Source organism: Pseudomonas sp. GXM4 (assembly GCF_008923895.1).
Lineage (GTDB): Bacteria > Pseudomonadota > Gammaproteobacteria > Pseudomonadales > Pseudomonadaceae > Aquipseudomonas > Aquipseudomonas atacamensis.
This window is the reverse complement of sequence record NZ_WBRZ01000040.1, coordinates 1-13,387: the sequence shown is the minus strand read 5'-3', so window position 1 is coordinate 13,387 and position 13,387 is coordinate 1. Positions and strand designations below refer to the sequence as shown.

The window sequence follows — 13,387 nt, the reverse complement described above, 5'->3', positions numbered from 1 at the left end:
ACGCGTGCAAGAGTTAATCGAGTCGGTAGGACAACTTTCGGCTAAGCAAAGAAAGGCTCTGGCGGTTCTGCTCAAGCAGAAAGGCGTCAACCTCTTTGACATTGCCCCGGTTTTCAAGCGCACGGCTGAAGAGCCGTTGCTGCTGTCCTACGCTCAGCAGCGCCAGTGGTTCCTCTGGCAGTGGGCACCGCACAGCGCGGCCTACAACATTCCGACGGCCCTGCGCTTGCAAGGGCCGCTGGATGTGCCGGCACTGGAACGCAGCATTGCGGCGCTGATCGAACGCCACGAAACCTTGCGCACGGTGTTCTCTCAAGACAGCGCGCAACCCTTGCAAGTGGTCCTGCCCGCAGGACCTTTTACCCTCGATATTCATTACCTGAGCACTGATCTGGCGCATGACCCGGAGCACTCGATCGAGGCTTTCGTCCAGACCCAGAGCCAGAAGACTTTCGACCTGCAGCACGGCCCGTTGCTGCGTGCCGCGCTGCTGCAGGTCAACCCGGATGAGCATGTGTTGGTGCTGACCCTGCATCACATCGTTTCCGATGGCTGGTCGTTGCAAGTGATGATCGAGGAACTGGTGCAGCTTTATGCCGGTTTCAACCTCGGTCACGACGCCGGTCTGCCGGCCCTGCCGATTCAATACGCCGATTACGCCTTGTGGCAGCGCCAGTGGATGGAGGCCGGTGAGCAGGAGCGCCAACTGGCCTACTGGCAGGAAAAGCTCGGCGGCGAACAACCGGTGCTGGAACTGCCGCTGGATCGCCCGCGCGCGGTCGATCAAAGCTTTGCCGGCGCCAGCCATAACCTGATTCTTGATCCGGCGCTGAGCCATGCCCTCAAGGCCTTTGCCCGGCAGGAAAACGTCACCCTGTTCGTGTTGCTGCTGGCTTCGTTTCAGGCCTTGCTGCATCGCTACAGCGGGCAAAGCGACATCCGTGTCGGCGTGCCGGTGGCCAACCGTGGCCGGGTGGAAATCGAGCGCCTGATCGGCTTCTTCGTCAACACCCAGGTGCTCAAGGCGGACATCGACGCAGAGCTGCCGTTTATCGAACTGCTCCGTCAGGTCAAACAGACGGCGCAGGAGGCGCATGCGCATCAGGACTTGCCCTTCGAGCAACTGGTCGAAGCGCTGGAACCGGGCCGCAGCCTCAGCCACAGTCCGCTGTTCCAGGTGATGTTCAACCACCAGGCCGAGCGCCGTGCGAGCGTCGCCACGCGCCTGAACGGCCTGAACATCGAACCGCTGGAATGGCAGAGCCAGACCGCGCAATTCGACCTGACCCTCAACACCACCGAACAGGCCCACAGCATCGAAGCGGTGCTCAAGTACGCCACTGACCTGTTCGACGCAGCGACCATCGAGCGCCTGGCGCAGCACTGGACCGCGCTGTTGCAAGCGATCGTCGCCGAGCCGAGCCAGCGTATCGGCCAGTTGCCAATGCTCGATGCAGGCCAGCAGCAACAGCTGTTGGCGCAATGGAATCCGTCGCTGATTGAACAACCGCTGACGCCGTGCATCCAGCAAGCCATCGAGGCCCAGGCCGAGCGGCATGCCGATGCGGTGGCGGTGAGCTGTGCCGGGCAACGCCTGACCTACGCCGAACTCAATCACCGCGCCAACCTGTGGGCGCACACGCTGATCGAGCAGGGCGTCGGCCCGGACGTGCGCGTCGGCGTTGCGGTGGAGCGTTCGCTGGACATGATCGTCGCCATTCTCGCGGTGCTGAAGGCCGGCGGCGCCTATGTGCCGCTGGACCCAAGCTACCCGGATGACCGCTTGAGCTACATGATCGACGACAGCGGTATTCACTTGCTGTTGACCCAAGGCCATTTGCTCGGGCAATTGCCGCTGCCGCCGGGGCTGATCTGCCTCGATCTGAATCAGGCGCCGGAGCACGGCATCGCAAGCAACCCGCCATGCCTGACCTCGCCGGACAATCTGGCCTACGTCATCTACACCTCCGGTTCCACCGGCAAACCCAAGGGCGCCTTGCTGCCGCACGGCAACGTGATGCGCCTGTTCAGCGCCACCGCGCACTGGTTCGATTTCGGCGCGCAGGACAGCTGGACGCTGTTCCACTCCTACGCGTTTGACTTTTCGGTGTGGGAGATTTTTGGCGCGCTGCTGTACGGCGGCAAACTGGTGGTGGTGCCCCACGATGTCAGCCGTTCGCCAGAGGATTTCTACACGCTGCTGTGCGATGAAAATGTCACGGTGCTGAACCAGACACCGTCGGCGTTCAAACCGCTGATGCAGGTCGCCTGCGAGTCGAGCCGCAGCAATGCCCTGCGTTACGTGGTGTTCGGCGGCGAGGCGCTGGAAGTACAAAATCTGCGTCCGTGGTTCGAGCGTTTTGGCGACCGCGCGCCGACGCTGATCAACATGTACGGCATCACCGAAACCACCGTGCACGTGACCTACCGGCCGTTGTCGCTGGCGGATCTGCAGAGCAATCACAGCAGCCCGATCGGCGCGCCGATTGTCGACCTGTCGTGGTACTTGCTCGACAGCTCGCTCAACCTGGTGCCACAAGGCTGCATCGGCGAGTTGTACATTGCTGGCGCCGGTCTGGCCCGTGGTTATCTGAATCAGGCCGGCATGAGCGCTACCCGCTTCGTGCCCGACCCGTTCAACCGCAAGGCCGGCCAGCGTCTGTACCGTACCGGCGACCTCGCGCGCCTGCGCGGCGACGGGGTGATCGAGTACATCGGCCGTATCGACCACCAAGTGAAGATCCGTGGTTTCCGTATCGAGCTCGGCGAAATCGAAGCGCAACTGCTCAAGCATCCACAGGTGCGCGAAGCGGTGGTGCTGGCGGTGGACGGCCTCAGCGGTCAGCAACTGGCGACCTGGGTCGTGCCGGCCGAGACATTGAACGCGGACGAGCAGGGCGCGCTGCGCGATTCGATCAAGCTGCACCTGCGCGAAACCCTGCCGGATTACATGGTCCCGGTCAGTTGGGCGTTCCTCGACCGACTGCCGCTGACCGCCAACGGCAAGCTCGATCGCAAACAACTGCCGCAGCCGGACGTTGCGCAGGTGCAAGAAGCCTACGCCGCGCCGCGCAGTGAACTGGAACAGCGTCTGGCGGAGATCTGGCAGGACGTGCTCAAGGTCGAACGGGTCGGGCTTCACGATAATTTCTTCGAGCTGGGCGGCGACTCGATCATCTCGATTCAAGTGGTCAGTCGCGCGCGGCAGGCCGGCATTCGCTTTACGCCCAAGGACATTTTTCAGCATCAGACCGTGCAGCGCTTGGCCACCGTGGCGCAGCAGAGCGACGCGGTGCAGACGGAGCAGGGCGAAGTGCTTGGCGACGCGCCGCTGACGCCGATCCAGCAGTATTTCTTCCACAGCGACATCCCGGCGCGGCATCACTGGAACCAGTCGATCCTGCTGACCCCGGCGAAAACCCTGCAAGCCGCGGCGCTGCAACAGGCCCTGGCGCAGGTGCAAAAGCAGCATGACGCCTTGCGTCTGCGTTATCGCCAAACCGAGCAGGGCTGGCAGCAAAGCCACGGCGCGGCGGATCAGCCACAAGCGTTGTTACGTACTTTCACGCTGGACGACAGCGCGGCATTGCCAGCGCTGTGCCTGGACCTGCAACGCAGCCTCGACCTGCACAACGGCCCGCTGATCCGTGCGGCGCTGATCGATTTGCCGGACGCCAGTCAGCGTCTGCTGCTGGTAATTCATCACCTGGTGGTCGATGGCGTGTCGTGGCGAATCCTGCTCGAAGATCTGCAAAGCGCTTATCAGCAGATCAGCGGCGGACAGCGCGTGCATCTGCCAGCCAAGACCAGCGCGTTCAAGGACTGGGGTTTGCGCCTGCAAGAACATGCGCGAAGCGCGGCGCTGGGCAGTGAACTGAGCTACTGGCGCGAGCAGTTGCGCGATGCGCCGCTCGGTTTGCCGCTGGATAATCCGCAGGGCCAATTGAACAACCGCTTCGAACGCAGCGTCGACACGCGACTGGACGCCGAACGCACTCGCCAGCTGCTGCAACAGGCCCCGGCGGCCTACCGCACTCAGGTCAACGACCTGCTACTGACCGCACTGGCGCGGGTGCTCTGCGAGTGGACCGCTAGCGAGAGCGCGTTGGTGCAGCTCGAAGGCCATGGCCGCGAAGACCTCTTCGATGACATCGACCTGAGCCGCACCGTGGGCTGGTTCACCAGCATGTTCCCGGTGCGCCTGACACCAAACGCCAGCCTGGAAAGCTCGATCAAAGGCATCAAGGAGCAACTGCGCGCGATCCCCAACAAGGGCATCGGCTATGGCTTGCTGCGTTATCTCGGCACCGCCGACGCACAAGCGGCGCTGCGTGAACTTGCGCAACCGCAGGTGACGTTCAACTACCTCGGCCAGTTCGATAACAACTTCGATGAAGACGCCTTGTGGCGGCCGGCCACCGAGGACAAGGGCGCCGGTCAGGACGCAAACGCGCCGATGGCCAACTGGCTGACCATCGATGGCCGGGTTTATCAGGGCCAGTTGAGCCTGACCTGGACCTACAGCAGCGACGTCTTCGAGGAGGCGACCATCGCCGCGCTGGCCCGCGCCTACGAAGTGGCGCTGAGCGAATTGATCGACCACTGCCTCAGCCATGCGGGCGGCCTCACGCCGTCCGACGTGCCGCTGGCCGGTTTGTCCCAGGCGCATCTGGACAGCCTGCCGATTGCCGCCCAGCGCATCGAGGACATTTATCCGCTGGCGCCGATGCAGCAGGGCATTCTGTTCCACAGCCTGTACGACGCCGACGCCAGCGCCTACGTCTATCAGATGCTGCTGGACATCGACGGCCTCGACGTTGCGCGGTTCCAGCAAGCCTGGCAGCGGGTGGTCGATCGCCATGAAGTGCTGCGCGCCGGTTTCATCTGGGGCCGCGATGGCCTCGATGCACCGTTGCAGGTGATCAACCGCCAACTGACCCTGGAAATGCCGGAAGTTGATGTACGCGATGCCGCTGATCTGCCAGCGGTGCTTGAGGCGCGGGCGCAGGCCGACCGCGAACGCGGCTTCGATCTGCAGAATCCGCCGCTGTTGCGCCTGTGCCTGCTGCGCACTGCCGACGATCGCCATCGGCTGATTTTCACCTGCCACCACATCCTCATGGATGGTTGGAGCAACTCGCGGATGTTCGGCGAAGTGCTGCAGGATTACGCCGGCCAGCCGGTGCCGAGCGCGCAGGGCCGCTACCGCGATTTTCTGGCCTGGCTGCAGGGCCAGGACAAGGCGGCCGCGCAGGAATTCTGGCGCAGGCAACTGGCCGAACTCGACGAGCCGACCCGACTGGCCTCGGCCTGCCACGGACGCACCGTGCCGGGGCCGGGCAAACAGATGCATCGTCTGCATTTCGACGAAGCGTTGACCCAGCGTCTGAACGCCTTCTCCCGTCAGCAACAGGTGACCCTCAACAGTCTGGTGCAGGCAGCGTGGCTGCTGGTGTTGCAGCGCTACACCGGGCAGGCCACCGTTGCGTTTGGCGCTACGGTTTCCGGGCGGCCGGTGGATTTGCCGGGCATCGAGGAGCAACTGGGGCTGTTCATCAACACCTTGCCAGTGATCGCCAGCCCGCAGGCCAGCCTCCGCGTCGGTGACTGGGTGCGCAGCGTGCAGGACAAGAACCTGTTGCTGCGCGACTACGAACAGACGCCGTTGCAGGACATTCAGCGTCTGGCCGCATTGAGTGGCGAAGCGTTGTTCGACACCTTGCTGGTGTTCGAGAACTATCCGGTGTCCGAAGCGCTGGAGGCCAATCCGGGCGGGCTGCGCTTTTCCGGTCTGGAGCATCGTGAACAGACCAACTACGGCCTGACCCTGATCGCTGGTGCCAGCGAAGTGCTCAACCTCGATTTCAACTACCTCACCGAGCACTTTGCCGAACGCAGCGTGCTTGCTCTGGCGGCGCATTTGCGTGAAGTGCTCGAGCAGTTTATCGCAGCGCCGCAACGGGCACTTGGCGAGATCGGTCTGCTGCCGCTGGCCGAACGGCAGACGCTGGCGCAGTGGAACGACAATCACGCGGCTTATCCGGCCGAGCGGTTGATTTCGCAGAGCTTTGAAGCACGGGTCGCAGCACATCCGCAGGCACTGGCGTTGAGTCATGCCGGCGTGGCCCTGAGCTATGGCGAACTGAACCGGCGCGCAAACCAGTTGGCCCGGCATTTGGTGACGCTGGGTGTCAGCGCCGAAGTGCGCGTCGGCGTGGCACTGCCGCGTTCGGCGGAACTGGTGATCGCCCTGATGGCGGTGCTCAAGGCCGGCGGCACCTACGTGCCGCTGGACCCGGACTACCCGGCCGACCGCGTGGCCTACATGCTCGACGACAGTCAGGCGAAAGTCCTGCTGACCCAGCAAGCCTTGCTGGCGCAACTGCCGTCCAGCGAAGCGCAGGTGGTGCTGGTCGAGGCCGGCGGTGAGGCGTTCGCCGCGCAAGCACCGGACAACCTGCCGGCGCGCGCCGACTCGGCCAATCTTGCCTACGTGATCTACACCTCCGGTTCCACCGGCAAACCGAAAGGCGTGGCCATCGCCCATCGCAACGTGCAGGCGCTGATTCACTGGTCCGCCGAGGTCTACAGCGAGGACGATCTGCAAGGCGTGCTGGCCTCGACGTCGGTGTGCTTCGACCTGTCGGTGTGGGAGATTTTCGTCACCCTGGCGCGCGGCGGGTCCATGGTCATGGCGCGCAATGCCCTGGAGCTGGCGGACTTGCCCGAGCGTGATCAGGTGCGCCTGATCAACACCGTGCCGTCGGCAATTGCCGCGTTGCAACGCATCGGCCAGATCCCGGCGGGGGTGCGCATCATCAATCTGGCCGGCGAGCCGCTCAAGCAGGCGCTGGTCGACACCCTGTACCGCGAGACTTCGGTCGCCCACGTTTACGATCTGTACGGGCCTTCCGAAGACACCACGTATTCGACCTGGACCCGTCGCGAACTCGGTGGCCAGGCCAATATCGGCCGGCCATTGCGCAACACCACTGCGTACCTGCTCGACGAGCAATTGCAGCAAGCGCCGGTCGGCATCGCAGCGGAGCTGTATCTGGCCGGTGAGGGCATCACCCGTGGCTATCTGTTGCGCCCGGGCCTGACCGCCGAACGTTTCGTGCCCAACCCGTTGGCGAGCAACGGCGAGCGTATGTACCGCACCGGCGACCTGACGCGTTTCATGGACGACGGCCGTATCGAATACGTCGGCCGCATCGACCATCAGGTCAAGGTGCGTGGCTTCCGTATTGAACTGGGTGAAATCGAAGCGCGTCTGCTGGCCCAGGCCAGCGTCCGCGAAGGCGTGGTGCTGGCGGTGGACGGCGTCGGCGGCCAGCAACTGCTGGCTTATGTGGTACCGGCCGAGGCCGATCAAAGCCCCGCGCAACTGGACGCGCTGAGTGCTGAGTTGCAAGCCGCGCTCAAGGCGCATCTGCCGGACTACATGGTGCCGGCGCAGTGGCTGTTCCTCGAACAATTGCCGCTGACACCCAACGGCAAACTTGATCGCAAGGCTTTGCCGGCACCGGATGCCAGCCAGGCACAACGCGATTACGTCGCGCCGTCGACGCCGCTGGAGCAGCAACTGGCCGAGGTCTGGCAGGACATTCTGAAGATCGAGCAGGTCGGCGTGACCGACAATTTCTTCGCCCTCGGCGGTGATTCGATCATCTCGATTCAACTGGTCAGCCGCGCGCGGCAGCAGGGCATTTGCTTCACGCCCAAAGACCTGTTCCAGCAGCAGACGGTGCAGAAACTGGCCGCAGTGGTTTCGCTTGCAGACGCGCAATCCGCCAGCGCCGCCGACTACCCGTTGGCGCAACTGGATCAGGCGCAGCTCGATGCCTTGCCGGTGCCGGCGGAGCTGATCGAAGACGTCTATCCGCTGTCGCCGATGCAGGAAGGCATGCTCTTCCACACCCTGTCGGATAACGGCAGCAGCCTTTACGTGCAACAGGTCAGCCTGCCGATCAAGGGCCTCGACGTTGAGCGTTTCCGTCGGGCCTGGGAATTCATCATTGTGCGTCAGGCGATCCTGCGCACCAGTTTCCATTGGCAGGACGGCCTGGCCAAACCGCTGCAGGTCGTCCATCGCCATGCGCCGCTGCAGATGCAGGTGCTCGATTGGCGTGGGCAGGACTGCAGCGAGGCGGCGATTGCCGAATTTGCCAGTGCCGACCGCGCGCTGGGCTTCGACTTGTCCGAGGCGCGTTTGCAACGGGTGACCCTGCTGCAGCTGGGCGACGAGCAGTACCAGATGATCTGGACCAGCCACCACATTCTGATGGACGGCTGGAGCAGTTCGCGGTTGTTCGGCGAGGTCTTGCAGTTCTATTCCACGGGCCAGGTGACTGGCGAGAACGGCCGCTATCGCGACTTTATTGCCTGGTTGCAGGCGCAGGATCAGGATGCCCAAGAGCTGTTCTGGAAGGCGCGTCTGGCGGTGGTCAACGAACCGACCGCGCTGAGTCAGGCGATGCACCCGCGCCACAGTGCCGACGTTACCGGTCACGATGCGCTCTATTCAAATTGGGACAAAGCGCAAACCGCGCGCCTGCTGGAGTTCTGCCGCGACCTGCGCATCACCCCCAACACGCTGATTCAGGGCGCGTGGCTGCTGCTGTTGCAACGCTACACTGGCCAGCAAACGGTGACCTTCGGCGCCACCGTGTCGGGGCGCCCGGAAAGTCTGCCGAACGTCGGCAACATGCTCGGCCTGTTCATCAACACGTTGCCGATCATTCAGACCCCACAGGCCGATCAGCGCCTGGCCGACTGGCTGGGCGAAGTGCAGGCCTACAACCTCGACATTCGCGATTACTCCCAGGCACCGCTGGCCGATGTGCAGCGCTGGTCGAACCTCGGTGGTCAGGCGCTGTTCGACAGCATCGTGGTGTTCGAAAACTTCCCGATCGACGAACGCTTGCAGGAAGAAACCGACACCGAGCTGACCTTCGGCAAATCCATCGGCCACGGCGTGACCAACGTGCCGATGGACCTTGCGGTGATGCTCGGCGATGAGTTGTCGATCGAGTACCTGTACCTGCGCAGCCACTTCAGCGCCGAGGCGGTAGAAGGCATTCGCCTGACCCTGGAAAACACCCTCGCGGCGATGATGGCCGCGCCGTATGAGCGGCTGGGCAACTTGCAGCGTCTGTCCGCCGAGCAATGGCAAGCGGCGCAGGCCTGGAGCGCCGAGCCGGCGCACCGCCATGAGCCTCGCCTGTTGCCGGAGTTGATCAGCCGTCATGCGCAACAGCAGCCCGACGCGATCGCGGTGCAATGCGCCGGCGAAAGCCTGACCTACGCAGAGCTGGAGCGGCAGGCCAATCGACTCGCGCAGTGCCTGATCGCCCACGGTGCCGGTCCGGAAGTGGTGATCGGCGTGGCATTGCCGCGTTCGCTGGAAATGCTGGTGAGCTTCCTCGCCGTGCTCAAGAGCGGTGCGGCGTACGTGCCGCTGGACATCGATTATCCGCCCGAGCGTCTGGCCTACATGATCGAAGATTCGCGCATGGCCCTGCTGCTGACGCAAACCAGCCTGCGCGCGACGTTACCGGCGCCGCATGGCGTGTTGCGCCTGGAAATCGATCAACTCGATCGCAGTCTCTACAGCGATGCGGCCCCGGTCTGCGATGTTCACGAGCAAGGCCTGGCCTATCTGGTTTACACCTCCGGTTCCACCGGACGGCCGAAAGGCGTGGCCGTTACTCAAGGCCCGCTGAGCATGCACTGCCAGGCCATTGCCGAGTTGTACGAAATGGACGCCAGCAGTTGCGAGCTGCACTTCATGTCGTTCGCTTTCGACGGCGCTCACGAACGCTGGCTGAGTACCTTGTACAGCGGCGGGCGTCTGGTGATCCGCGACGGTTGTCTGTGGACCCCGGAGCAGACTTATCAGGCCCTGCACGATTACGGCGTGACCATCGCCTGCTTCCCGCCGGCCTATCTCAAGCAACTGGCCGAGTACGCGGCCGCCAGCGGCATCGCACCGCCGCCAGTGCGCATCTACTGCTTCGGTGGCGATGCGGTGCCGGAACAGACTTTCGAACAGGTGAAAGCGGCGTTGCGTCCGCAATACTTCACCAACGGCTACGGCCCGACCGAAACCGTGGTCACGCCGATGCTCTGGAAAGTCGCCATCAGCCAGCATTGCGAAGCGGCGTATGCGCCGATCGGCCGCGCGGTCGGTGCGCGTTCGCTGTACGTGCTCGACGACGATCTGAATCCGCTGCCGCCGGGTTTTGCCGGTGAGTTGTACATCGGCGGTTACGGCGTCGCTCGCGGTTATTACGGGCGCCCCGATCTGACCGGCGAGCGCTTCGTGCCCAACCCGTTTGCCCCGGGCGAACGCCTGTACCGCAGCGGCGATCTGGTGCGCCGTCGCGCGGACGGCGTGGTCGATTACGTCGGGCGCATCGACCATCAGGTCAAGGTGCGCGGCTTCCGCATCGAGCTGGGCGAAGTCGAGGCCAGCCTGCGTCAGTTGCCGGCGGTCAGCGATGCGCTGGTGATTGCCCGCGACAATGCCTCCGGCAAGCAACTGATCGGATATGTGGTCACCGCCACGGGTGATGATATCGGCGATGAACTCAAGGCCAGGCTGCGTGCTTCGCTGCCGGAATACATGGTGCCGGCGCAGATCGTCTGCCTCAGCGCGTTCCCGGTTACGCCCAACGGCAAACTTGATCGCAAGGCCCTGCCGGAGCCGGAGTTCAAAAGCGACGAATATGTTGCCCCGCGCACCGAGCAGGAACGCCTGCTGGCGGAAATCTGGGCGCAGGTGTTGCAGGTCGGGCAGGTCGGTATCAGCGATAACTTCTTTGAACTGGGCGGCGATTCGATCCTCAGCCTGCAAGTGATCTCGCGGGTGAGAAACCACCCGACGCTGCAGATGGAGCTGAAGCTGCGTGATCTGATGCGCTATCAAACCATCGCCGGCATTCTCGAGCAGCAAGTGGCGAAGGAGGGCGCTGGGCAAGCGCTGCCGGACCTGACTCAGGTTGCCGCAGAGGGCGCGTTCAATTTGCTGCCGATCCAGCAATGGTTCTTCGCCGAAGGCATGGCCGAGGCGCATCACTACAACCAGTCGTTGCTGCTCAGCGCACGTCAACCGCTGGATCTTGATGCACTGGAACAGGCACTGGGCTTGATCGAACAACATCACGATTCGCTGCGCCTGCGTTTTTCCAACGACGGCGGGCGCTGGTTGCAGCGCTATAGCAGCAGCGCCTCCGACGAGGCTGTGCTGTGGCGCCGCGAAGCGCAAAGCAGCGAAGAGGTCGAAGCCTTGGCCAACCTCGCGCAGCGCAGTCTCAAACTCGATGACGGGCCGGTCTGGCGGGTCATGCATGTGGCCTTGCCGGATGGTCAGGCGCGGTTGCTGGTGGTGATTCATCACCTGGTGGTCGACACCGTGTCGTGGCGGATTCTGCTCGACGACCTGAAAGTCGCTTATGAGGCGTGCGTACAGGGGCAGCCACCGCAGCTGCCGATTCGTACCAGCAGTTACCGTTCGTTTGCCGAAGCATTGCAGGCGCAGGCGCCGGTGATTGCCGAGCAGGAATTGAGCTATTGGCTGGAGCAACTGGATCAGCCCGGCGTTGATCTGCCGTGCGACAACCCGCGCGGCAAGAACCTCGTGCGGCAACAGGCGCAGGCACGGCTCAAGCTTTCCCGCGAGCACACCGAACAACTGCTCAAACAGGCCCCGGCGGTGTACGGCACGCAGATCAACGACTTGCTGCTGTCGGCGCTCAGCCGCGCCCTGTGCCGCTGGAGTCAGCAACCGTCGGCGCTGATTCTGCTTGAAGGTCACGGTCGCGAAGACCTCTTCGAATCGATCGACCTGAGCCGCAGCCTCGGCTGGTTCACCAGCATGTTCCCGGTGCGTTTGCGCCCGGACAGCGATGACATCGGCCAGTCGATCATCGATGTGCAGGCGCAACTGGCGGGCGTACCGCAGAAGGGCATCGGCTATGGCGTGCTGCGTCATCTGGCCGGGCCGGAAATCTCGGCGCAACTGGCTGCATTGCCGCAGGCACGGGTGACGTTCAATTACCTCGGGCAGTTCGACCAGAGCTTCGATGAACAGGCGTTGCTGGTGCCGGCACTGGAAGAGACCGGCGACAACTACAGTCTCAAGGCGAATCTGGGCAACTGGCTGGAAATCGTCGGCCAGGTCTATGACGGGCAACTGGCCTTGCGCTGCATCTACAGCAGCCAGCGTTACCGCGCCGGCACCATGGATGCGCTGATGAGCGATTACCAGCGCGAGCTTGAAGCGTTGATCGAACATTGCATGGCGCGGGTGGGTTGACCGCCCGGCCTTTTGCGCGGGCGCTGCCCAGGCGCGCCCGTCTTATTGCAGATACAAGGATTTTTAACGATGTCGTTACACCCTGATCTGGAAGCTTTTCTCGACCTGGCGCAAGACAGCCAGGACGCCGGCCTGCCGGCCATGCACCAACTAAGCCCGAGCGAGGCCCGCGCCACCTTCGAACAGACCACCGCGCAACTGCGCTGGCCGGCGCCGCAGGATGTTGAAGTCAGCGAGATTGAGACACTGGCCCGTGACGGTGCGGCGCTGGCGTTGCGTTTGTATCGGCCCAACGGTGTTGAATCGCCGCTGCCGGTGCTGGTGTATTTCCACGGTGGCGGATTTGTCGTTGGCAGTCTGGATTCCCACGACGGCGTCTGCCGCGAGTTTTGCCAGCGCACGCCGTGTGCGGTGCTCTCGGTCGGTTATCGACTGGCGCCGGAGCATCGCTTTCCGACAGCGCTGGAGGATGGCGAGGACGCTTTGGCCTGGCTGGCCGAACAGGCTGCGAGCCTCGGCCTGGATGGTTCGCGCGTTGCGTTTGGTGGCGACAGCGCGGGTGCCACGTTGGCGACGGTGCTGGCGATTCAGGCGGTGCGGCAGCCGCACACGGTGGCTATCGCGCCCAAGGCGCAGTTGTTGTGTTATCCGGTGACCGATGCTTCGCGGGTGCATGATTCGCGGCTGTTGTTTGGCGAGGGGTATTTGCTCGAGAACGACACGCTGGAGTGGTTTTATCAGCACTACGCGCGTGGGTCGGAGGATTATCTGGATTGGCGTTTTTCGCCGTTGCTGGCGGAGGATTTGCGTGGGGTGGCGCCGGCTATTGTGGTGCTTGCCGGGTTTGATCCATTACTGGATGAGGGGCAGGCTTATGTCGACAGGCTGCGTGGGCAGGGGGTTGAGGTCGAGGTCGAGGTTTGTGCCGGGTTGACTCATGATTTGTTGCGGTTGGGGGCGGTGGTGCCTGGGGTTCTGGAGGTTTATTTGCGGGTTGGTGGGGCGCTTGCGCGGGCTCTTGAGATTGGGTGAATATCCGTTGCTTCGGTAGCGGCTGCTGGCGGTTTC

At 63.4% G+C, this 13,387-nt stretch carries 2 protein-coding genes; both read left to right on the top strand.

Annotation, left to right across the window (positions count from 1 at the left end; all coding sequences use genetic code 11):
* The first annotated feature begins 4 nt into the window (after positions 1-4).
* Positions 5-12,319: a non-ribosomal peptide synthase/polyketide synthase gene (locus F8N49_RS08380; protein WP_151551134.1), complete on the top strand. Its 12,315-nt coding sequence runs from the start codon at positions 5-7 to the stop codon at positions 12,317-12,319.
* A 69-nt stretch (positions 12,320-12,388) separates the two neighbouring features.
* The gene (locus F8N49_RS08375; RefSeq protein WP_151551133.1) at positions 12,389-13,351 is read left to right on the top strand and encodes an alpha/beta hydrolase; all 963 of its coding nucleotides are present in this window, start codon (positions 12,389-12,391) and stop codon (positions 13,349-13,351) included.
* Positions 13,352-13,387 lie beyond the last annotated feature (36 nt).

What these genes read in the sequence shown, in the direction of transcription:
- F8N49_RS08375 (WP_151551133.1), top strand. Translation starts at nt 12,389, where the DNA reads ATGTCGTTACACCCTGATCTGGAAGCTTTTCTCGACCTGGCGCAAGAC.